The 21,446-nt window shown below is 57.2% G+C and carries 19 protein-coding genes and 1 pseudogene; 4 read left to right on the forward strand and 16 right to left on the reverse strand.

The window, feature by feature from the left end; translation table 11 throughout:
• The first annotated feature begins 7 nt into the window (after positions 1–7).
• Positions 8–961, forward strand: a complete 954-nt coding sequence (locus tag ABIB38_RS22685; RefSeq protein WP_184236242.1) for an arsenic resistance protein — start codon at positions 8–10, stop codon at positions 959–961.
• 30 nt (positions 962–991) lie between these two features.
• Here ABIB38_RS22685 and ABIB38_RS22690 read toward each other — a convergent pair.
• Positions 992–1,192, reverse strand: a pseudogene (locus ABIB38_RS22690) (IS3 family transposase); the annotation flags it as partial.
• Positions 1,193–1,366: 174 nt separating this feature from the next.
• Between ABIB38_RS22690 and ABIB38_RS22695 the strand changes: the two are divergent.
• A complete protein-coding gene (locus ABIB38_RS22695) occupies positions 1,367–1,981 on the forward strand; it encodes a cation transporter (protein WP_184236247.1) in 615 nt (204 codons plus the stop codon).
• A 281-nt stretch (positions 1,982–2,262) separates the two neighbouring features.
• Here ABIB38_RS22695 and ABIB38_RS22700 read toward each other — a convergent pair whose 3' ends face one another.
• The 9 genes from ABIB38_RS22700 to ABIB38_RS22740 form a co-directional block, all read right to left on the reverse strand.
• Positions 2,263–2,808, reverse strand: a complete 546-nt coding sequence (locus ABIB38_RS22700; protein ID WP_229446441.1) for a cytochrome P450 — start codon at positions 2,806–2,808, stop codon at positions 2,263–2,265.
• Between the two features lie 24 nt (positions 2,809–2,832).
• Positions 2,833–3,507 carry a hypothetical protein gene (locus tag ABIB38_RS22705; protein WP_208281663.1) on the reverse strand — a complete coding sequence of 225 codons (675 nt, stop codon included), beginning with the start codon at positions 3,505–3,507 and terminating at the stop codon, positions 2,833–2,835.
• 218 nt (positions 3,508–3,725) lie between these two features.
• On the reverse strand, positions 3,726–4,088 hold the full coding sequence (locus ABIB38_RS22710) for a CzcE family metal-binding protein (protein ID WP_109343484.1): 363 nt from the start codon (positions 4,086–4,088) through the stop codon (positions 3,726–3,728).
• A 182-nt stretch (positions 4,089–4,270) separates the two neighbouring features.
• Positions 4,271–4,591: a hypothetical protein gene (locus ABIB38_RS22715; RefSeq protein WP_162819332.1), complete on the reverse strand. Its 321-nt coding sequence runs from the start codon at positions 4,589–4,591 to the stop codon at positions 4,271–4,273.
• 200 nt (positions 4,592–4,791) lie between these two features.
• Complete coding sequence (gene lspA / locus ABIB38_RS22720; RefSeq protein ID WP_205289050.1) at positions 4,792–5,295, reverse strand: signal peptidase II; 504 nt, start codon at positions 5,293–5,295, stop codon at positions 4,792–4,794.
• Positions 5,296–5,319: 24 nt separating this feature from the next.
• Complete coding sequence (gene lpdA, locus ABIB38_RS22725; protein WP_109343485.1) at positions 5,320–6,756, reverse strand: dihydrolipoyl dehydrogenase; 1,437 nt, start codon at positions 6,754–6,756, stop codon at positions 5,320–5,322.
• Between the two features lie 48 nt (positions 6,757–6,804).
• On the reverse strand, positions 6,805–9,990 hold the full coding sequence (locus ABIB38_RS22730) for an efflux RND transporter permease subunit (RefSeq protein WP_109343486.1): 3,186 nt from the start codon (positions 9,988–9,990) through the stop codon (positions 6,805–6,807).
• Positions 9,991–10,026: 36 nt separating this feature from the next.
• Positions 10,027–11,259, reverse strand: a complete 1,233-nt coding sequence (locus tag ABIB38_RS22735) for an efflux RND transporter periplasmic adaptor subunit (RefSeq protein WP_109343487.1) — start codon at positions 11,257–11,259, stop codon at positions 10,027–10,029.
• 3 nt (positions 11,260–11,262) lie between these two features.
• The gene (locus ABIB38_RS22740) at positions 11,263–12,510 is read right to left on the reverse strand and encodes a TolC family protein (RefSeq protein ID WP_205289051.1); all 1,248 of its coding nucleotides are present in this window, start codon (positions 12,508–12,510) and stop codon (positions 11,263–11,265) included.
• A 68-nt stretch (positions 12,511–12,578) separates the two neighbouring features.
• On the opposite strand from ABIB38_RS22740, the gene ABIB38_RS22745 reads away from it, so the two are divergent.
• Positions 12,579–12,992: a MerR family transcriptional regulator gene (locus ABIB38_RS22745; RefSeq protein WP_109343488.1), complete on the forward strand. Its 414-nt coding sequence runs from the start codon at positions 12,579–12,581 to the stop codon at positions 12,990–12,992.
• 101 nt (positions 12,993–13,093) lie between these two features.
• Complete coding sequence (locus tag ABIB38_RS22750; protein ID WP_109343489.1) at positions 13,094–14,161, forward strand: cation transporter; 1,068 nt, start codon at positions 13,094–13,096, stop codon at positions 14,159–14,161.
• Positions 14,162–14,264: 103 nt separating this feature from the next.
• Here the strand turns inward: ABIB38_RS22750 and ABIB38_RS22755 are convergent, their stop codons facing one another.
• The 6 genes from ABIB38_RS22755 to ABIB38_RS22780 form a co-directional block, all read right to left on the reverse strand.
• Positions 14,265–15,620: a TniQ family protein gene (locus ABIB38_RS22755; RefSeq protein WP_109343490.1), complete on the reverse strand. Its 1,356-nt coding sequence runs from the start codon at positions 15,618–15,620 to the stop codon at positions 14,265–14,267.
• Positions 15,617–16,597: an ATP-binding protein gene (locus tag ABIB38_RS22760; protein ID WP_162819333.1), complete on the reverse strand. Its 981-nt coding sequence runs from the start codon at positions 16,595–16,597 to the stop codon at positions 15,617–15,619. Before ABIB38_RS22760 ends, ABIB38_RS22755 begins: the two co-directional genes overlap by 4 nt.
• Position 16,598: 1 nt before the next feature.
• Positions 16,599–18,578 (reverse strand): hypothetical protein, encoded by a 1,980-nt coding sequence (locus ABIB38_RS22765; RefSeq protein ID WP_162819334.1) that lies wholly within the window; start codon positions 18,576–18,578, stop codon positions 16,599–16,601.
• Positions 18,575–19,273: a hypothetical protein gene (locus tag ABIB38_RS22770; protein WP_162819335.1), complete on the reverse strand. Its 699-nt coding sequence runs from the start codon at positions 19,271–19,273 to the stop codon at positions 18,575–18,577. The genes ABIB38_RS22765 and ABIB38_RS22770 overlap by 4 nt, the downstream gene beginning before the upstream one ends.
• A gap of 158 nt (positions 19,274–19,431) precedes the next feature.
• A complete protein-coding gene (locus tag ABIB38_RS22775; protein WP_109343494.1) occupies positions 19,432–19,797 on the reverse strand; it encodes a helix-turn-helix domain-containing protein in 366 nt (121 codons plus the stop codon).
• 1,133 nt (positions 19,798–20,930) lie between these two features.
• A partial coding sequence (locus ABIB38_RS22780) for an SIS domain-containing protein (RefSeq protein WP_429206946.1) occupies positions 20,931–21,446 on the reverse strand: 516 nt, incomplete at its 5' end.

A 21,446-nucleotide genomic window follows, 5' to 3' on the forward strand; every position in this document is an offset into this window, starting at 1 on the left:
AAACAACTTGAACCGCGAAAGCCTGGAACGGAATCAGATTCCAGTCTATGTTGTAAGTGCCGCCTTGGCCGTGCTCGGGGGGATCCTTGCGCCTGATGCTGCGGCCAGGCTTGATCTGTTGGTGACACCTGCCATTGCGGTCCTGATGTATGCGATGTTTCTGCAGATTCCCTTTCTCGAGCTAAGGAAGGGGTTGGGTAATCGAGCGTTCATATCTGCAGTTTTGGTCGCCAATTTTGTGCTGATACCGCTTCTGGTATGGGTCTTGACGCGTGGACTGAGCGATCGTCCTGCGCTGTTAATCGGCGCTCTCCTGGTTCTGCTGACGCCATGTATTGACTACGTCGTCGTATTCACTCATCTCGGGAAAGGCGATTCGCGCCTGACCCTGGCTGCCACGCCAATCCTGCTCCTGCTTCAGCTGCTCCTACTGCCCATCTACCTCAGCGTAATAACTGGCGGCGAATCTGGCGTCGTCATCGCTGTCGCGCCGTTTGTCGACGCATTCCTGCTGCTGATCGTGGCTCCGCTGTTGCTTGCGGTGGCTACTGCCGGACTCGCGAAGCGATCGTCCATCGTCGAGAAATGGAATATCGGATGGGCCTGGCTCCCGGTCCCAGCCATGGCCGCAGTGCTGGTGGTCGTCATCGGTTCGCAGATCGGAGCGATCATCAGGGAGATCGAACAATTGGTGCCGGTCATTCCGGTTTATATTGGCTTCATGGTGCTTGCCCCACTGGTAGGAGCTTTCACGTCGCGCATGTTCAAACTGCCGGTAGCAGCGGCTCGCGCCGTGACCTTCAGCGCGTCGACGCGCAATTCTCTGGTAGTGCTGCCGCTCGCGCTCGCGTTACCCGACGATTTGCGTGGAATTGCGGCGGCGGCTGTGATCACACAAACCCTGGTCGAACTGGGCAGTGAACTGGTCTATGTGCGTGCAATTCCTGCCCTGGTCAAGTGAGCTGTACTGTCAATAGTGGACACGTCCGTTTCAAGCAGCCAGCTGCCATCTGCTGATCTTTTCGGCAAACAATGCTGGCGATAGATAGCCGAGACGCGAATGGCGCCGCTGGTGGTTCCAGAAGATCTTGATGTATTTCGTAATTGCCGGTTCAGCGTCGGCCCTGGTCGCATACCACTGGCGATGGATCAATCCGCCCTTCAGGCGTCGCCAGACGCGCTCCATGCGTGCGTTGTCATGGCAGTTTACTGCAAGTGCTCGGCAACCCTAATCCAAGCTTCTTACCTGGCTCGTGTTTGATATGTGCGCGCTCGCTTTGGTAACTGACGTATTCTGTGTTCATCCAAGCGCGTCCGGTAGAGAAAAGCGCTGGGCGCGTTCTTCCTGCAATCTTTTGGAGATCCGATGTCGGATATTGGCAAGGACAGCGATGACGAATCAGGTCTGGACGGTTCCAACGAGCGTGATCGTGGCATTTTATGGAAGGTCTTGCTAATCAATCTGGGCCAGTGTTTGGCCGGGGTGACTGTCGGAATATGGGCATCTTCAACTGCCGTGGTTGGCGCTGGCCTTGACAACCTGGGTGACGCTGCAGTCTATGGCGTCAGTCTGTACGCGGTCGGTAGATCCAGCACAATCAAGAAGCGTGCGGCGCAATTATCTGGCTGGCTCCTCATTGGTTTCGCCTGCCTATTGTTGGTTGAAGTTGTCCGTCGTTTTCTTGGCGGTGAGGCACCGCTGGGACCAGCCATGATGGCCATGGCTGCAACAAATGCCCTACTGAATATCTATTGCATTCGCCTGCTGAAGCAGCATCGCGGCCAGGACATCAATTTCAAGGCCTCGACTATATTCACGAATAACGATTCGCTTGTGAACGGCGCAATCGTGCTTTCGGGCGCGTTAGTAATGTGGACAAATTCAAACCTTCCTGATCTGCTGCTTGGAACAGTGGTTTCGTTCATTGCTGGGAAGGGAGGTTATGAAATCCTCTCAGAGGCAAAAGGACATCAGTCGTGATACGAGGTATTCCATTCGAACCCTGCACGCGCAACAGAGATACATCCAGTGTGGTATACGACTAAGCTGACGGAAAGCGCCTTATGGCGGCTGGCCGTCGTAACATGATCGAAATCGCGGGCGGAAATGCAGTTGTTGAACCAAGTGCGAAGCAGGCACTGGTATTTTGCTAACCCGAGTTCTATGTCTGGTCGGAGCATTACTGGCAACGCAAATCAGAGAGGTCTGACGCGGAACTCCGGACATTCTCATCAGGCAGGTATTTCCCTTCCCTCAGGTGATCAGATTTGTACATTACCAATCACAAAACGGCTGGACAGCAACGCCGGTATGCGTGAGAGGCTCATCCGCAAATCCTGCTGAGGTACGCTGTACCTTACGCTGGTGCTGAGAAACACAACGGCAACTTTCATCAGTTCGACGGTGATCCACTCGCCAGGGCAACGGTGACCATCGAGATATTCCCCCCCTCCCTGTGGAATGAAGCTGAAAGGGCTACGCTTCCATTGACGAAAACGTTCGGGCATGAATGTATGGGGCTCGTCCCAAAGCCTCGGATCGTGATTCGTCCCATACAAGTCGAGCAGGACCCTTTCTCCTTTCGGAAAACGATAGCCCTTCGATTCGAACTCCCGCCGCGTGCGCGCAGCTACCACCGGGAAAAACGGATAAAACCTGCGGACTTCTTCAACGAAATAATCGAGGTAGTGCGCTTCGGCAGCCAGCAAACGCTCACCGCATTGCGGGTGCTGATGCAAAGCCATGGCCGCGAACATGATATACCAGGCGACCGCGACCGTTGGCCTTGCAACGTTGATGAGTTCCACCGCCACAGTTCGCTTGTCGAGCAATTACCCAGACAAATCGCGATGCCATGAGATCGCATATAGTGCGCAGTCTTCATCCACCGTTAGCCGGTGATGACGCACATCTTCTACCAGACCCTCGATCCAGCGCTCAGCGCGGTTTCGCGCCCATCTTCCACGCCAGTGTCTTGGACCGATCGCCGCGCCAGCATCGATCATCGCTACGAAGTCATCCGTTCTACTCCTGACTTCGGACTCAACCAGCGGGATTCCTGTCCAGGCACAGACGGCCCGGCACAAGCTTTCACACGCTTGGTCGAATAAAACCACCTGGAAGCGGCGCTCCCAATTTGCCGCGGACCTGTGCCATTGCGCGGCACTGAGCTCCGCCAGTTCCGCAATACGCTCGGCGCTCATCAAGGAGAGAAACATTTCCTTTCGGCACCGATGGGAATTACCGTCCAGTCCTTGCACGCCTCCTCGGCCAAACAGTGTTTCCTGGAGTCTCGATGGAGCAACACCGGTGCGTTTGAACCTCTCATTGTCATAAAATAGTCTGGCCAATTCTTCGCCGCGCATACAAACCGTCGATTGAAGCATCAGTCGTGGGCGAAACAGGTCGGTCCCCAGGCGCGTACAACGTTTAGTAATGAAAAGATAGCCGTCCCGGGCGAACGAAAGAGTACTGTCTGGAACACCATCTCGCGGTATCTCATGCATGAGCGTCTCCGTCAAATTGAGCCGTCTTCATACTGCCCGAGCACGTAGTTAAGCGGCGCTTGTTTCAGCACTGCTCATATCAATAGCGTCGCACGTGGGGTACGTGCCCCCGGCTTGTATTCGCCCGGTAGATTGCATATCAGGCTTCACACTAGCTCGAAACCGCGGGCGGCTTCGAACTAGTGATAGCGCCCTACCAGAACGCCAAATGGCGAAGCTTAGTTGGCGTACATTGGACTTTCCTCAACATAGATTGTTACGTTCGTTGCGTTTGGAAGGATGTTCGCCAAGGAGATCGGCGACAGGCCGAGCGTATCGAAGGTCCAGGTAAGGTTTCTTGGACCGTCTACAATACGGACAGTCTCGAGTCGCTTGACGTGAATCGATCTGGTCTTGCCTTCCACTATTGTGATAACGCGGTCAGGCGCTGCATTGGAGGAGTAGCCGAACGGTGCTGCTCTACCAGTCTTCGCTTCTGCGGCGCTCTCTGAGGGCATGCCCCCCTCATTGGCCCGCGAGTCGAGTGGAATGAACATGCACGCGAGAAGTACCGCGGATAAGAAGTTGATGTGAGTTTTCATTGAATTTTCCTGTTGAATGTTTGATTTTTCAAGCGCACTGACTCTCGACGTGGCCGATTGTGGGCCGCCATGGTCGGGAGTAAGTCAGTTGCGGCTGCATTATTTGTAGAGACGGATGGGGTCGTGCAGTGCTTGTGCACGATTACCCATCAAGCGCAGGCGGTAGTTGCCGGCTTCGATGATCAGTGCCATTTCGGCCGAATCGGGCCGTCCAGTATTGGAGACTGGTAATTTAGCTGATTGAGTCTGCCGGGATAGGAGCGCGACAGCCCTGACCATTCGATCACGGAAGAATCGCTGCCGAGGGGCTGCAAGTCGCATGCCGATACACAAGTTGCGCTGCAGCCAGCTTCGAGCTGCACGTCTATCGGATTTGCAGCCCCGGTTACGTCGGATACCGCTGCGATGGCCGACGCGTCGTCGGAAATCACGCACCATCCTGCCGCCCAGCCAGTCTGTAAGGGCAAAAGCGCGAACAATATGATCAGAAACAGGCGCTTCATGGAGTCCTTGACTGCTCGGTTACGGAAGAGAACACTGGAGTATGGCAAATTTTACAACGCCCGCCGGGCAGAAACATGGGTCTCGAATTGTTGTAGATCTGATTATGTTTGTTCTGTATGGGCTGGATCGTCGCCCTGTTCAGACCGCCCCGCGCGACTGGCCATGCTTCGGGTGGCAGTGCGCGTCCAGGGGGCGATGACTATCGGGTCTTGTCGGATACCGGAGGTGCTGCACGGCCACCGAACAGCGCGTGCAAAACGATGAGCGTGGCGCCGACCGTGATCCCGATATCGGCGATGTTGAAAGCTGGCCAGTGATGCGCTCCTGCATGCACATCGATCCAGTCAACGACGCCCATCCGCGCAGTTCGGTCAACGAGATTGCCAACCGCTCCGCCAAGGATCATCGCCAGAGCGATCCTTTCCGCGGAGCCTGTTTCAGGTTTCCGGATCATCCGGACGATCAGGATCGACGCGAGTACGGCTACAACAATGAAAAGGTAGCGTTGCCATCCGCCGGCCGTGGCCAGAAGACCGAACGCCGCTCCCTGGTTGATCACATGGACGATGTTCAACAAGGGTAACAACTCGATCTGCTGGCCGTAGGCCAGATGTTCCACGATTGCGGCCTTGGTGACCAGGTCGGCAAGTGCGATAAGCCCGGCGACCAACACGGCAGCGAGCGGTGAAAAGGGTTTGGCCACTATCGGTTCCTATACAGTTGACGGTCAGATGTTCAGCGCACGCTTGTCGACAGCGAGCGACGCTTCCCTGATTGCTTCATACAATGTCGGGTGCGCGTGGCAGATCCGGGCAATGTCCTCCGAAGACGCCGAAAACTCGAGCGCCATTGCCGCTTCACCGATCATTTCCGACGCGAGCGAGCTGACGATATGCACGCCCAGCACAAGGTCCGACTCGGCATCGGCTAGGACCTTGACAAACCCCTGTGCGTCGCCGTGGCCGAGTGCGCGCCCGTTGGCCGAGAAAGGGAACTGTCCCGACTTGAATGCGCGGCCTTCGCGTGCCAGTTCCTGCTCCGTCTTGCCAACCCACGCGGCTTCGGGACTCGTGTAGATGATGAAGGGGATGGCGGCGTAATTCACCTGCCCGGATTGCCCTGCGACGATCTCGGCGACCATGATTCCCTCTTCCTCGGCCTTGTGCGCAAGCATTGGCCCGCGCACGACGTCACCGATGGCAAACAGGTTCGGCAATATCGTGCGGCAGTGTTCATCGACCGGCACATAGCCGCGCTGGTCAAGCTCCAGGCCAATTGCCTCGATTCCCAACCCATCCGTATTGGGCACGCGCCCGATCGCCACGATCACCTTGTCGCAAGCGAGCTCCTTGGCGGCGCCAGCACGGTCGCGATACGAAATCTGCACCCCGCCGCCGCTGAGCGCGATGCTGTCGATGCTCACGCCAAGGTCGAATTTCAGCCCTTGGCCAGACATCAGCTTGAGCATTTCCTTGGACACGGCGGTGTCGCAGCCGGGCAGGAAGTCCGGCATGGCGTCGAGCAGGGTGACATCCGCACCCAGGCGCCGCCACACTGAGCCTAGCTCGAGACCGATCACGCCGGCGCCAACCACACACAGGCGTTTCGGCACCTCGCGGAAATCGAGCGCTCCGGCGTTGTCGCAGATGATTGCATTGTCGATCCGGGTGCCTGGCAGCTGGCGCGGCTTCGACCCGGTGGCGATGATCACGTTACCCGCGCTGATCTCCTGCACGGAATTTTCGGCCGAGACTTCCAGGGAATATACCCCGTCCTGCATCCCGACGAAGCGCGCGCGCGCCTTGATAAAGTCGACCTTGTTCTTCTTGAACAGGTATTCGATCCCTTTGGCCATTTTCGAGACCACCCCGTCCTTCCGATCGATCATCTTGTCGACCTCGATCGCCGCGCCGCCAGTGGTGATACCGTGCTCGGCGGTGTGGTGGACGACCTGTTCGTACAGGTGGCTCGACGCAAGCAATGCCTTGGATGGAATGCATCCCACGTTCAGGCAGGTTCCTCCGGGGCGCGCCTGGCCGTCGGGTGCGGCGTAAGGATTCGATTCAATGCAGGCCACGGACAAGCCGAGTTGTCCGGCGCGGATTGCGGCGATGTACCCGCCTGAACCCGCGCCAACGATGACCAGGTCGTATTGCGCTTTCATGTGATTCCTTCCAATGTTCGAGTCCTTGCGTTCACTCTACTGGACTGTTCAAATTCCCTCCGCCACGTTCTCGGGCGGACGGGCGAAGCGCTGGTAAAGCGTCGGCAGCACGAACAGCGTCAGGATCGTAGCGGAGATCAGGCCTCCGATCACAACGGTGGCCAACGGCCGCTGCACCTCGGCGCCGGCGCCGGTTGCCAATGCCATCGGGACGAAGCCCAGCGATGCGACCAGTGCCGTCATCAAGACGGGGCGCAGGCGCCGCAGCGCACCTTCGCGCACCGCTTGTGCCCACGGAAGCTGTTTCGCCACGTCGTCGATCGAGCCCACCATTACCAGCCCGTTGAGGACAGCGACGCCGGACAGTGCGATGAATCCAACGGCCGCCGAGATCGAAAACGGCATGCCACGCAGCCAGAGTGCGGCGATACCCCCGATCAGGGCGAGAGGCACGCCCGTAAACACGACCGCGGCCGAACGCCAAGACCCAACAGCCGAGTACAGCAACGCGATGATGAGCGCGAAGCAGGCTGGTACCACGACTGCCAAACGCATCCGCGCACGCTCGAGGTTCTCGAATTGCCCGCCCCAGGTAATCCATGCACCGGCGGGCACCCGTACGTCCGCGTTGATGCTTGCGCGCGCTTCGCTGACCACGCTGGCGATGTCACGTCCGCGCACGTTGGCCTGTACCACGACGCGACGCTTGCCGTTCTCGCGACTGATCTGGTTCGGTCCCTTGGCCGTCTCCAGCGCGGCCACCGACCCCAGCGGCACGAAACTGCCGCTTGGCGTCAGCACTGGCAACTGGCGCAAGGCTTCCACATCGTTCCTGCTGGTCTCACCCAGTTTCACCACCACGTCGAAGCGCCTGTCGCCTTCATAGATGGAACCAGCCTCCCGGCCCGCGATGGCTGCCGCCAGTGTGTCGTGCACGTCCTGAGCGGATAATCCAACCCGCGCCATGGCGTCGCGGTCCAGCCGCACATCGAGCAGCGGAAGCCCCTGCACCTGCTCTACCCGGACGTCCTCCGCGCCCTCGACCGCACGCAGTTTTTCGGCAACCTGCTCGGCGGTGCGGATCATGGCGTTGAAATCGTCGCCGTAGACCTTGACGGCAATGTCGCCCCGTACGCCGGCCAGCAGTTCGTTGAAGCGCATCTGGATCGGCTGGGTCAGCTCGTAGTTCTGGCCCGGGATGCCTGCAACCGCCTTCTCGATCTTCTCAACCAGCTCGGCCTTGCTCATCCCGGGTTCCGGCCATTCCGAACGGTCTTTAACGATGACAAAGGTGTCCGTGATATTCGGCGGCATAGGGTCGGCGGCCAGTTCAGCCGTACCTGTTCGGGAGAAGACCAGCTTTACCTCGGGCAGCTTGCCGACCGCCTTCTCGACAGCGAACTGCATCGCCTGGCTCTGGTCCAGGGAGGTTCCGGGAATGCGGGCGACCTGCAGCAACACGTCTTTCTCGTCGAGGGTCGGGAGAAATTCCTGGCCCAGCGTTGTAAACAGACCCAGCGCGCCCGCAAAACCGACGGTCGCTAGTACGCCGGTCAGCTTGGGCTTCGCGAGTGCACGGTCCAGCCAAGGTGCATAGGACGTGGATACGGCTTTGACCAGTCGGTTTTCCTTTTCATTGACATGGCGCGAAAGCCATAGCGCGATCGCCGCCGGCACAAAGGTAAGAGAAAGAATGAAAGCGAATACCAGGGCCAGAATCACCGTTACCGCCATCGGTGCGAACATCCGGCCTTCCACCCCCTGGAACGTCAACAGGGGGACATAGACGAGAATGATGATCGCCTGGCCATAGACGCTTGGCCTGATCATTTCGCGCGCGGCGGCCGCAACGGTATCAAGGCGCTCCGCTTTGGTAAGAGTTTTGCCAGTCGCATGCTGGTGTTCGGCGATGCGGCGCAGCGCGTTCTCTACGATGATCACGGCGCCATCGACAATCAGGCCGAAGTCCAGCGCGCCCAGGCTCATCAAATTTGCCGAGAGTCCCGCCTCGAGCATGCCCGCCGAGGTCAGGAGCATGGTGACCGGAATAACGGCTGCGGCGATCAGCGCCGCGCGCAGGTTTCCGAGTAGCGCGAACAGGACGGCGATCACCAGAAGCGCGCCTTCGGTCAGATTGGTTGCCACGGTCTTGATGGTGGCATCGACCAGCCGAGTGCGGTCGAGGACTGGCCGGATGAGCAAGTCGGGCGGCAAGGAATGTGCGATTTCCTTGAGTCGGACATCGACGGCGGCGGCAACGGTCCGGCTGTTCTCGCCAATGCGCATCACGGCCGTACCGACGACGACCTCTTGGCCGCCTTCGGACGCCGAGCCGAAACGCACCTCCTGCCCCAGGCCGACGCTAGCGACGTGCGACACCAGCACTGGCGTGCCGTTACGGGTGGTGATGACGGTCTTTGCCAGTTCTTCGGATGAGGTGATGCGCGCATCGGCCTTGACGGTGAGGGCCTCTCCGTTCTGGACGACGACGCCGGCGCCGGCGCTCGTGTTATTGCGCTCCAATGCCTCGCCCAGCATCGTCAGGCTGATGCCCAGGGCCGCTAGTCGTTGCGGATCCGGCGTGACCACATACTGCTTGACGTAGCCCCCGATGACGTCGACGCCCGCCAGCCCTTCGGTATTCTTGAGCTGCGGTGCGACGATCCAGTCCTGCACCGTGCGCAGGTAGGTAGCCTTCTCAACAGCGCCGCGCAGCACTTCCCGTTCCGGGGTGATATAGCTTCCGTCCGCCTGCAAGCCGGCCGACGTACCGACTTTCTGGGCCGGCTTGGAGGCGTACTCCACCGTCCACATGTAGACGTCGCCAAGCCCGGTCGCGATCGGACCCAGGCTCGCAGTAGCACCCGGGGGCAAGTTGCGCTCGACGGCGCGCAGCCGCTCCGCTATCTGCTGGCGAGCAAAATAGATATCCGTGCCGTCCTTGAAGACCGTCGTGACCTGTGCAAATCCATGCCTGGTCAACGAGCGCGTGGATTCCAGTCCGGGAATGCCGGCAAACGCCGTCTCGATCGGATAGGTGACCTGTCGTTCGACGTCGGCCGGCGCGAGCGCCGGTGCGACGACGTTGATCTGCACCTGCGTGTTGGTGATATCCGGTACCGCGTCGATCGGCAGGCGCGTCAGTGCGAATGCGCCGAGGATCGACAGCAGGATGGTGGCGATGAGGACGTGCCACCGCCGCGCAACGGAAAAGTTGACGATGCGAGCAATCATGGTTGGGTATCCTTCAGGAGCCGTTGAACGAGGAAATCAGTCATCGTCCCCTGCCTCTCCCTTGCCATGCTCCGCCTTCAGCAGATAAGTATTGCTGACCGCAATCTGTTCCTTGCCGTCGAGGCCGGACACCACCTTGACGTAGCCGGCCGCGTTACCGCCGAGGACGACGCGCTTGATCGCGAACCCTTCTTTCTCCCGGACGAACACGCTCGGCTTGTCCTCCACCGTCTGCACGGCGGTCCGTGGAATGGCCAGCTGGGTGCCGCCGGTACCGCCCTCGAGCGCGATCGATGCCCTGACCGTCTCGCCGATGCGCCAGCTTCCCTCCCCGTTCGACAGCCGTGCAATGGCGCGTACCTGGCGGGTGGCGGGATCGAGGACGCGCGATACGTGGGTGATGCGGCCTGCGCCGGTGCGGCCATCAATCGACACGTCCACCGCAGTGCCGACGGTGACGCGGGCGGCGTCGTTCGGCGACAGCGAAAGCTCGACGGCCAGTTCGTTGAGGTCGGCCACTTCGAACAGATGTGCGTCCGGCGCGACGATGTCGCCCAGGGCGATCTGCCGCGCCGTGACGTTGCCCTTGATCGGGGAGCGCAGCATCAGCCGGTTAAGCTGCCCTCCGCCCGTTCCCCCGGCGGCGGCGAGTTGTTGCTCGGCCAGGCGAAGGCGGGTGCGTGCTTCTTGCGCGGCATTGCGCGCAATTTCGAATTCCTGTCGCGAGGTGACTTTTTCGCCAAACAGACGTTCTTCGCGCGCGAACGTGGCTTGCGAGAGCTCGTACTGCCGCTTGGCGATTTCAACGTCGGCCCTGAGCTGGGCTACGTCACGGCTTTCGATTACAGCCAGCACGTCGCCCCGAGCGACCGGGTCGCCCAGGTTGCGCCGGACCTCGACAACCCGGCCGCCAACGGCGCTCGAGACGACGGCTGCATGCTTCGGGTCTGCCGCGATGACTGCAGGCGCCTCGACCGCCCCAGCGAAGGACTGTCGAACCGGCATGATCTCGATACCCGCGGCTTTGATTTGCTGGTCCGATAGCGATACAAAATCTTCCTTGGCTTCGGCTTCGCCTTCTCTCTCCGCAGCTTCGCCCCGCTCGCCGGCTTCGCCGCTCTTCTCGGCCTTCTCGGCTTTCTCGCCTGAGGCGGTCGCCGTTTTTTCACCCTGTTCGGCCGCTACTTTAGGGGCTGTTTCTGGCTTGGGGGAGCATGCGCTCAACAGGATCATCGCGGCGCACAGGCCCGATCGGAATACCGCTTGCATGGGTCAATCCTTATAAATTGGAGAGTTGGAACCTTGGAGCCGAGCCAGACGTGCCCGGGCAGTATGGAGTGCTGCGAGCGCGTCGACCGAGCTTTCGCGGGTTTCGGCCAAAGAGCGCTCGGCCTCGATCAATTCGAGTTGCGGGAATTTTCCTTCGGCGTATCCGATCCTCGCGATGCGCGCCGCTTCTTCTGCGGCGGCGAGCGCGGGGCCATTGGCGGCCCGTGCGGCCGCCAATGCGTCGGCCACCTCGGCTTCCGCCTGCGCGCTGGATTGCTCGAATTGCAGTGCGACGCCGCGGCGCGCGGCGGAAGCCCGATCGAATTCCGCCCGCGAGCGCGCCAGCGCGGCCGTGCCCTGATTGAACAATGGCAGTGGGACCGACAGGCCGAGCACAGCGGCCTTGTCGGACGATTCGCCGTAACGGCGCATGCCTGCGGTCAGCGTTACGTCCGGTATCCGGTCGCGCCTGGCCGCATCGACGCGAGCTTCCGCAGCGGCCACCTCGGCCTCTGCTGTTGCGATCGCCAACCCCTGCCCTGCTGCCGGCGTCATCTCGCTGCGTTCTATTTGCTCGAACCACGTGGACGCGATCGTGAGCGGCATCGCCGTGCCTGTCAGCCGTGCGACCGTTTTCTGGGCCAGTTCGGCGGCGCGTAGTGCTTTGCCCAGACGAACCTCCGTATTGATTCGCAGCACGTCCGCCCTTTGCTCCTCTATTGGAGATGCTTTTCCGACGCGCACCCGTTCGCGTGCTGCATGGTGAGCACGCGCAGCCAGTTCATGACCAGCTTTTGCGATCGCGACATAGCGCTCGTTGGCAGCAAGGGTAACGAACGCCTCGGTAATCAGAAATGTCAGCTCCGCTTCCGCGGAGCGCGCCCCAATACCGGCGGCGGCCCGTTCAGCCTGGGCCACGCGCATCCTCGCGCCGCGTTTACCACCGAGCTCCAAGGGCATTGACAGCGCGACCGTCTTTTCTCCCCCACCGAAACCGGAGTAGCGTCCCGATCCCAAGACATTTTCAGCCTCAAGGGAAAGTGTCGGGTTCGGTCGAAGTCCAGACTGGCGTACATTGGCATCGGCGATGCGCAAGGCTGCGTCAGCGCCCTGCAATTGCGGCGCGTGGAGTCTAGCCCGTGCGACGGCCTCGGCAAGCGTCAGTGGAGTGCCCTCAGCAAAGGCAGAGCCTGCGGCCATACACATGACCAACAGGGTCGTGGCGACAGAAGCATTGATCTTGATGCGCATGATTGGATTTGCTTGACGGATTAATAAATGAGCTTTATAAACCTTGAAGCCACTTTAATGTCAAGCATATGTCACGCACATTTACGATAGGACAGCTGTCCGCTGCGGCGCAGATGCCCCCAGCGACGATTCGCTATTACGAGAAAATTGGGTTGCTCGACTCTCCATCCCGCTCCGGCAGCAACTACCGGCTGTACGGGAGCGAGGATGTAGCCCGCCTGAGCTTTGTTCGCCGTGCACGGGAGATCGGGTTCACGGTCGACCAAGTGCGAAGCCTGTTGGCCTTCTCCGACCAGCGAGACGGCGACTGCTGCGCCGTGACAGCGCTGACAGAACAACACCTTGCCGAGGTCGAGCAAAAGATCAGAGACCTCAACTTATTGAAAGAACATCTTTCCCGTCTGCTGGTTTCATGCCGGGGCGGTCGATTTGCCGATTGCGGCATCATTGATGCCCTCGCGCCGGCGGGACAAGCCGGGTAGCTCACTCAGCGTGGTGCCAATCACAGGTCCTGAGCACACTTGACCTTGAAGCTGGTTGAAGGTTTACCCTCCAATAACCAGCCATCAAAAAACTCACTTTCATGACACAAAATCAGACCACGCCTTCTAGCGGCCTTGAAACCGAGCTGTTCGTCTCCAAAATGGACTGTCCGTCTGAAGAAAACTTGATTCGGATGGCTTTGGACAAAGTCGACGGCATCGATCATATCGCCTTCGACCTAAATACCCGAACCGTCAGAGTGCTCCACCGTGGGAGCGCAGATATCCTTTTCGACGTCCTTCAACCATTGCGACTGGGGGTGGAGCTTCGCAGCTCACGTCCGGCTGAGCCACGCTCTACCGTACAACGCACGATCAGCACGCTCGCAATACCGAAGATGGACTGCCCGTCTGAGGAGAACATGATCCGCATGGCGGTAGCTGATGTCGAAAGCATACATTCGCTCAACTTCGATCTCTCGGCAAGGCAGCTCCACGTAGCACACTCGGGAAACATCGATCCTATATTGTCGAAGCTGACACGATTAGACTTGGGCGCCCACCTGATCAGTTCCCGTCCAGACCTGTCCCAATCGACTAGCGGCTCCGATAAAGCTGGAGACGCGTCAGAGGCGAAGACGTTGCGGCTGCTGCTGGCTATAAATGCTGTGATGTTCGTGGTCGAACTCACATGGGGGTTAATCGCAGAATCCGCAGGATTAGTAGCCGATTCGCTCGACATGTTCGCCGATGCAGCAGTCTATGGTTTAGCGTTATACGCTGTTGGGCGCGCGGCTGCGCTAAAAACTCGTGCGGCCCACGTGGCTGGGTGGCTTCAACTCGTGCTCGCACTAGGTGCGCTGAGTGAAGTGGTTCGACGTTTCTTCTTTGGCAGTGAACCCGAATCTGTTTTGATGATGAGTGTCGGAACCGTAGCCCTCATTGCTAACGCTGCCTGCCTGATTTTGATCGCCAAGAAACGTGATCGGGGTGCGCATATGAAGGCAAGTTATATATTTTCCGCCAACGACGTTATCGCCAATCTCGGCGTGATCGCTGCTGGAGTGTTGGTTACCTGGACTGGTTCGCCTTACCCCGATCTTGTTGTGGGCACCATCATCGCCGTCATCGTGCTCACTGGTGCGCGCCGGATCCTTAAACTGAGGTAGCGGTAAAGCGTTTTTGTTGCATGAATGGCTGACCGGTAGGTGGCGAGCTGCCACCACCGGTCATGGAAGCTACTTTATTATCCGGTTTCACCCACCTATGGCATCAGGGAGACAGACTAAGCCGAAGTCCATCAACAGCTGGGAAGGCGACCTTACCAATAATATAGTCACCATTACTTCCGTCGAACTTCACATCAACATGACTCATTGTCGCGGTTTCTCTTCTGAAGTCGCCAACTCTTTTCCTCCCATCCCGCACAGCGACTAGCCACCAATAGAACGCTGCATACTCAGCGATAAACTGCGCCCGCCAACATATCCTTACCCGCTGTGCAAACTCGTTCCCATAAGGGAATCCCACATTCCAGTCCTGGAAATCTGCTTGGTCTGGCGATGCATGCATCACACTAAAATAGGTCTCGTAGCTATTTCTGAGCATGATGAAGGCTAGTAATTTCATGTTGCAGCCGCTCGGAGAATTCAGAAGGTCTTTGATGGATTCGGCTCGATGACGAACATAGTCCTCATCGTCGAACGGTTCCGATTCTGCGATTACGCGAAGTAACCGTCGTAGCGTTGCACGATAAACCTTTATTGCAAGACTAAGTTTTTCAGTTTTCCAACGCTTCGGAAAAAGGACGCTTTTCATAGGGTCGCATCGTTCAAGAGCGATTTTCCAAGTCAAGACCACGAGTTGGGGAACTTCGCGTGTCGTGAAAGGTAGCGTTGCCGGCGGGGGGACTTGGTGAATAACCCACTGTAGCCATGTAGTTTCAGGCCTCAACCACGGCGAGAAATGATATGCCCGTGAAGACAAAAATGATTCCAGCTGATTGCGTACTGCTGTCGACTCCTCCCACCAATGATCAAGACTTTCAAAAGCTCGCGCGTATTCCCTTTTGCTTTGCTGTATCTCCAACCGAGCATCCACGCTCAATCCAACGCCTGAGATGGGACCGTTGCAGTGCGGGCAGACGTATGGCCTGCTTAGGATCTCTTGATGAAATCCATAAGTGGGCAAATGCTTGCCGCACGAGTAACAAGTATCGCGCAGTGCTGCTCCATCTAGCGGGCAGTGGGAGAGGAACTTCGATTGATGCCAGAAGCTATGATAAAGATGCCCTAGACATAGGGGACAATAGCGAAACGCAGTATTCCACCATATAGACCTATGTTTTTCAGATGATGATCCGAATACCTCTTTTTCACTCGGCTCATCAATCCACCAGCTGCTGTGGCTGAACACGTCCGGGTCGAAACCACGCTTATAGGAAAAAGTGGCATGCTCTTTCTGATAGCCCGCACCGTGCGTGCAATGGGTAAGCAGTTCTTTTACTCCGAGGCCGTTACGCCATGCGAATCGCCATATTGAGGAGACCATCGATTCTTCCGGCAAGGGAACCAAATCGAGCGCGGCGTTGGAAGGAAACTCTCTAACGGCGTTATCGTAAATCTTCATCGCGGTCTCCCTTGTGCCCGCTTGGCCTCACCTTTCATTTCGGCAATTGAATCCGCCAAAAGTGCAAAGTCAACAGCGTCGTCCCAAGCTTCCGAGCTTGGAAAAACCCCCGGTGCGTCGCGATGGTGCTGGACCGTGAGATAGCGCCGTAGTGCCGTGAAGAATTGTCGGGCTGGAAAACCCACTTTGTGGACCGAATGCGGGGAACATTTTTTCACAGCGTCGAAAAACCTTGTGGTTTCGTTTTCCAGCCGAAATCCAGCGTCCCAGGCAGTCGGCATAAAGAACTGGGTCCAGGTCTGGGAAGTTTCAGCGGGCCAGACGGAACTATCATACTGAGCAAAAATTGACGCCACATCTTCCTTATACGAGAATGCTCGAAACGATTGACGGCGCCGTGCAAATCTAGAGATGAGGTCAGACTTGCCCATCTCCCGAAGGTGGCCAATAACGTCGGAAAAATCTGGGTCCTGTCCCATCATGATCGTTACCAACTGGACGCCTTCACGGTCCAGCTCGTTATAGATATCTTTCAGGAAGAGGAAATCTTCGAGACGCATGGCATTTGCTTCATCGATAAGGAGCACGACAAACGGTGACTGATATACTCGAGCCAGATCAATGAGGCGTCGCACAAGTCGGTGGCGCAGGTCGAAGGTCTCGCCACGAAGTTCCGGGTGACCTACCGCAGTAAGAAAATGTTTGAAGAATGCCCGGATCGATGAAACCTGCTGGTTCCAACTGTTATGCCGGATCACGACCAACTCGGGCATGCGGTCACGCAGTAGATGTTCGAGTAGTACAAGCGCGCGAGTCTTTCCTACACCGCTTTGCGCAGTGAAACAGCAACCGCTTTCGCGCACGAGCAGGATGTGGCGGACGATTTGGTAGAGTTCCTTGATTGGTTCGGTCAATAGGACAGTATTTCGATTAAATGCAGGATGGTCGATCGTCAGTAGGTTAGCGAATGCAGTCAATTTAATCTCCTAAATAAGTAGGACCAGTCTTGGGAGCTTCGAAATCGAAGAAGCTACCGGTCTTTGGCAAGATTGAAGGTGGGGAAGGTATCAGTGAGTCCCCTAGCGCCGCTTTATCACCGATGCGCTTTTGATCGGCCTGGACCTTGGAAAGGGAGAGCGCTTCCTTAGAAGCGCGCTTGGCGTTTCGAGCACGCTTGCTGCGTTCGCGCAGTTCGTCCGCCTTGCCATCGCACCAGCGTGCCGCCACTGACGTCGAATTCTCATGCAGGCGTTGCGACAGACCTGCCTGGTTCATAAGTGCACGGTTACGCCAGGAAATATGGTGTCCTTGCTTGTTCGCCGGGCCCTGCAGAGCGCCGAGCTGTTCGCCCGTCTCGAGTACGGTCGCATTTGCGACCTGGACATCGCGTCGATCGCAGTAGACGATGAGTTGCCGGTCGATGAGGTCGTAGGCGTTCGCAAGCGCGGCGTTTGTATATTTCCATCGCCCGAGAGTCACATGAGGCCGGATGTTATTCTTGCGGCTGCCGCAAACCTTAACAACTTCGACATGAGAAAGAAGCTTCAAGTCTTGCTGCGCCGGAATGGGTAAAGGCTGCAGAAACACTCCCGAATCGGAGCGATTCAAGCCATGCTGGAGCGCTCCTATCGGCGAAGAGAAATTGTTACCCTCATTCCCTTCCTCGTTGTGCTCTCTGATGCAGGCATAAATGACATCAATGAGGTCACGTATGGTGATCTCGAACTTCACGGCCTGCTCGACGGGCTTATTGCGGCGCGTGTCTTTTGGCCCAGACCCGAATGTGGAAGGCAGTCTTTTTAAACCACGCTCGCTCAGTTTGCCAAAAATCCTTTCAACTGGATGCCTACGCCACCACGCCTTGACCGGACCGAAATTGATCGCACAACCGAGTGTACGGATTATGTTATCGACGACTTCGGTCGCCGCATTCGACCATGCGTTATCCATTTTCAGGACGCCGAAGCCCTGGAACGCTATCTCGGGCATGATTTGTATGGGGAAAACCTTGCCGTCAACAGTTAATGGGCAAGTAGCCGCATCGCTTTCTTCGGCCGGTGGACGTATCGCGGACTCGACCACCTCTAGCACACTGTCCCCGCTCGGGTTCCCCTCGAGCGCTACAAACGCGCCCAGCACAAGATTCCATCGCTCCTCAATAAGAAAGCCGATGTGCCAGCGAGCAAGCGGTACTGGCAAGCGTCCGCCATCTTCGGTCTCCAGGATCAGAACTGAAGCTGCGTCGACTTTATGGAAATCTAATTGGCAGGCGCCATAGCCGCGAAGCTGCGGAAAAAGGCTGCGCCTCCCAGAACCGACCCCATGTCGACGCGCCGCTTCCTCTCCAGAGCGAGCCGAGAACCAGCGCGTTGCGTTCTCGCTCAGCAAACCGATACAAAATTGCCGAAGAGACTTGTATCCGCAATTCTTCGTACTGAATGGCCAGTCCTCCGACGTAAAACCCAGTGAGCGTAGCTGGTCAAGAAATTCACCATGAAGCTCGGCGTAGCTGATCCGAACTACTCGAACCGAACGCTCTCCAGTGCCAAGAAAGCGGTTCCGAATGTGTAGCTCCACTTCGGGAAATCGCGCGAACAGCTGCGATAGAGCACCTGCACACCCACCCGATCCTTCACCTAGCTCATGGACAACTGGAGCACGTCGCTCGTAGCCGCGCAAACGCTTCCAAGGCACCAGCGCACGAAAGCCGGCGATCGTGCCGTCCTCACCACCAGCCATGCATCGGCCAACCAGGTAGAAAATCTTCTGGCGCGGTATCGCCGTAGCAGCTGTGATCTGTTCGTGCGCTACTCCGTCCGCGTACATTGCGACAGCCAGCTTACGAGGTCGGTAAATACGCAGGATTTCTTCGTTCAGGACTTCCTCATCAGGTGCTGGCCACTGCGACAAGTTCGCAAAGGCAGCAGGAATAAGGGTCCGGCTACGTGGGACACTCATGACCGCACCCGGTCGAGTTGCGAGTGAGTTCCGAATAGGCGGCGAGTCAGATCGGTATGCACCGTGCCTTCCTGGAGCGCCCTGGCCACCACGGCAAGCATGATGCTCCGATCGGCCCGGGCGTCGGCCAAGACATCCTGTACGCGCAACGCGCCATGTCGAGACATTAATGCCAAGAACAGCTCGGTTTCGCGATACGTGGGATAAGCTTTGACACGGGTCATGATTGCGCAGAGCATGAGCCAGTTGTCCAGGAAGACTTCTTTCCCAAGCAGTTCAAGTTCGCTGCGCGCATGAACTTCTACACCGGCCGATGATGCCTTCTCTCGCAGACCCTCCGGAATCGAGGGATCACTTTCCTTGCCTGATGAAGAGCGCCCAGAACGAGCTATGACGATCCAATGCTCAGCGCCGTCGCGGCTGCGTACCCTGACATAGCCGGCATCACTGTTTGAAGCAACTTTAAAAGGATCATCGACGAGTTCGTAACCAGCAACGCCCGTATCACCTTCAAGTAGCATCAAGTGCATGAAGGGCACGTCACCGGACACGGTAAGGCGGCGATTGTTCTTGGGGGAATCGAAGATCCAGAGATTCGATACCTTGGCCGCGCGTTTGCGTATCACGGACAAAGGCGTAAAAGTTTCCCGCGCATGTGCACTTGCGCAAACGGGTTCTAAGACTGCTTTCACCATTGCTCTACCCTCCAGTTAATAGACGGATGCAGCTTTTTTGAAAACAACAGTTGACCGTCCGGCCGGAGAGCGATATCTTAGAATTTCCACGTTCGAAGATACTATCTCGGCCAGAAAGCGGCGGATCTCAGTTGTAGGGGGTTCGTCGTTTTCTACATTTATTCCTCCTTAAGGATCGCTGCGATACGCGCCGCTTGCTCGTGTGTAATCCTGGGCGCCGATTGAATCAATGACTTCACGAGTGGTGCTATAGAGGTCGAGGCCACAGAACTGTGACAAGTCGCGGCGCACCGATCTGCAACCGCGACAGCGAACAAACGGTGCGACTCAGCGTCGCTCAGTTCCAGCGCCTCGACGATGCGGCACAAGAGGAGCGTCGAAGGCGGCCCCTTTCTTGAATTCTCCAGCTGCGAGTAGTAGCCTCTACCCAATCCGGCACGAGAGGCAACGTCTGCTTGCGTCACGCCTGTGCGAATTCTTAGGGCATACAATTCACTGCCAAAGTTAGTTTCGGCTGCTCGCATGTTTTAAGGCGGAAGCTGATTTTGAGTGCGAATGCAGTTTATACAACTGCTTTCGGTATTCCGCAAGCAAAATATTCCCTGGGTTTAGATAATGCTGGCGATACTGCTTTCTCTGCTACGACGACCGCCCCAGATAATATCTGCGTTGGTGTTCCAAAGGCTGCACCACGTATATTCAGTTGCGAGACAAGAACGCGGTGCTCGTAAGGGCAGATGTCTAGATAACGCCTGGTCGATTCGCCAAAAACTAACTTTTTAGGGCGCCGTTGCTTGGCCCGAGGGTGCCGTTTCTCCATCTCTACGAGGACAGAGCATCTGTGTGGCAAAGCGCCTTCGCGCGCAAACCTGAAAAGTAACTTTTTGCGACGTCAACAACCAACTACGGATTATCTAGATAACGTCTAGACGAATCGCTCAAAACTAACTTTTAAGGCGACGCTGCTTGGCCTAGGGTTCGGTTTTGCCATGCCTACGAGGACAGTGGGTCGGTCCCGTAGCGATCCTCCGCGCCAAGCACCTGAAAAGTAACTTTTTCCGACATCAATAACTAACTATGGATCAAATCGGCGTAGCCGAGTCGGCAGCTCTACCAAGGAGCATTATGATTACTCCTGGAAATTTGTATTTCGATAAGGAAAATTGAATGCGATTGATGCTCGATGTTTTGCTAAATCCATGAAGCTTGAACTTCGTACGGAGGGTGACTATTGCGAGGATATTTGAAAGCTGAGCTGGTTTCAATTTGCCCAGTGCTGCCAACGTCTTGCTAACTAGCAGGTCAAGGAAAATGCGGGGATGTGCGCTAAGTCTACATCTATAGGTTTGAATTCGATCCCATCAACTAAGTCACCATATTTAGGTACAATGTTGCCGACGAGAGAAATGCCGAAGTACTCAAAATAGATGACTCTTGCACGAATCCCAAACAATTCAGTCACTTAGTCGAAAATTACGTCACCTGATTTAGGTACGAGTACTGCAAATTGGTCAGATCCTTGGAGGTAAATTAATCAGATGTCACTGTCTGCATCTATCTGACGAATTCACTTCCAACCAACTGGTCTAGCCGGATCTGACAATTGTAAGCCCTGTCGCAGAACCCGGATGGCGGCCAAAACGTCCTTGACGTTACGCTAGTAGTTTTCTGGGTAGAGATCGCGTTCGATCAGCTCGATCAAAATATGAATGATCTTGATGTGCAGTTCCTGAGTCCGGTCGGCAAACGCTCCGGACGGACAACTGATACAGACGTCACATAGGTCCTCCAGGGGCGATCCAGCCGCCCCGGTCAATGCGATGACTTGCATACCGAGTTTGCGAGCCGCTTTGGCAGCTACCAGAATCGACGGACTTTTCCCGCTAGTGCTGATCGCAAGCAGAACATCACCGCTGCGGCCGTGAGATTCAATGTACCGGCTGAACACCTGCTGATACCCGTAGTCGTTCGCGACGCACGTGATGTGAGTCGGGTCGCTAATTGCGGTTGCGGCAATTCCTGGGCGGTCACGACGGAAACGCCCTGTCAGCTCTTCCGCGAAATGCATCGCGTCGCACTGAATCGCCACGAGTTTCCTAGACACTCGCGAGCCGCTTGAAATACTGCTTTTCATACTCGACCGGCGACAAGTCATTGCTGGAGCTGTGCCGGC

The sequence above is a fragment of the Massilia sp. UYP11 genome (genome assembly GCF_050434805.1).
GTDB lineage: Bacteria > Pseudomonadota > Gammaproteobacteria > Burkholderiales > Burkholderiaceae_D > Telluria.

Bases quoted from the DNA above. Each gene is read 5' to 3' on its own strand.
- ABIB38_RS22705 (WP_208281663.1), bottom strand. From the start codon at position 3,507: ATGCATGAGATACCGCGAGATGGTGTTCCAGACAGTACTCTTTCGTTC.
- lpdA (WP_109343485.1), bottom strand. From the start codon at position 6,756: ATGAAAGCGCAATACGACCTGGTCATCGTTGGCGCGGGTTCAGGCGGG.
- ABIB38_RS22710 (WP_109343484.1), bottom strand. From the start codon at position 4,088: ATGAAAACTCACATCAACTTCTTATCCGCGGTACTTCTCGCGTGCATG.
- ABIB38_RS22740 (WP_205289051.1), bottom strand. From the start codon at position 12,510: ATGCGCATCAAGATCAATGCTTCTGTCGCCACGACCCTGTTGGTCATG.
- ABIB38_RS22765 (WP_162819334.1), bottom strand. From the start codon at position 18,578: ATGAGTGTCCCACGTAGCCGGACCCTTATTCCTGCTGCCTTTGCGAAC.
- ABIB38_RS22715 (WP_162819332.1), bottom strand. From the start codon at position 4,591: ATGAAGCGCCTGTTTCTGATCATATTGTTCGCGCTTTTGCCCTTACAG.
- ABIB38_RS22745 (WP_109343488.1), top strand. From the start codon at position 12,579: ATGTCACGCACATTTACGATAGGACAGCTGTCCGCTGCGGCGCAGATG.
- ABIB38_RS22775 (WP_109343494.1), bottom strand. From the start codon at position 19,797: ATGCGAGCAGCCGAAACTAACTTTGGCAGTGAATTGTATGCCCTAAGA.
- ABIB38_RS22730 (WP_109343486.1), bottom strand. From the start codon at position 9,990: ATGATTGCTCGCATCGTCAACTTTTCCGTTGCGCGGCGGTGGCACGTC.
- ABIB38_RS22770 (WP_162819335.1), bottom strand. From the start codon at position 19,273: ATGGTGAAAGCAGTCTTAGAACCCGTTTGCGCAAGTGCACATGCGCGG.
- ABIB38_RS22755 (WP_109343490.1), bottom strand. From the start codon at position 15,620: ATGAAGATTTACGATAACGCCGTTAGAGAGTTTCCTTCCAACGCCGCG.
- ABIB38_RS22695 (WP_184236247.1), top strand. From the start codon at position 1,367: ATGTCGGATATTGGCAAGGACAGCGATGACGAATCAGGTCTGGACGGT.
- ABIB38_RS22750 (WP_109343489.1), top strand. From the start codon at position 13,094: ATGACACAAAATCAGACCACGCCTTCTAGCGGCCTTGAAACCGAGCTG.
- ABIB38_RS22735 (WP_109343487.1), bottom strand. From the start codon at position 11,259: ATGCAAGCGGTATTCCGATCGGGCCTGTGCGCCGCGATGATCCTGTTG.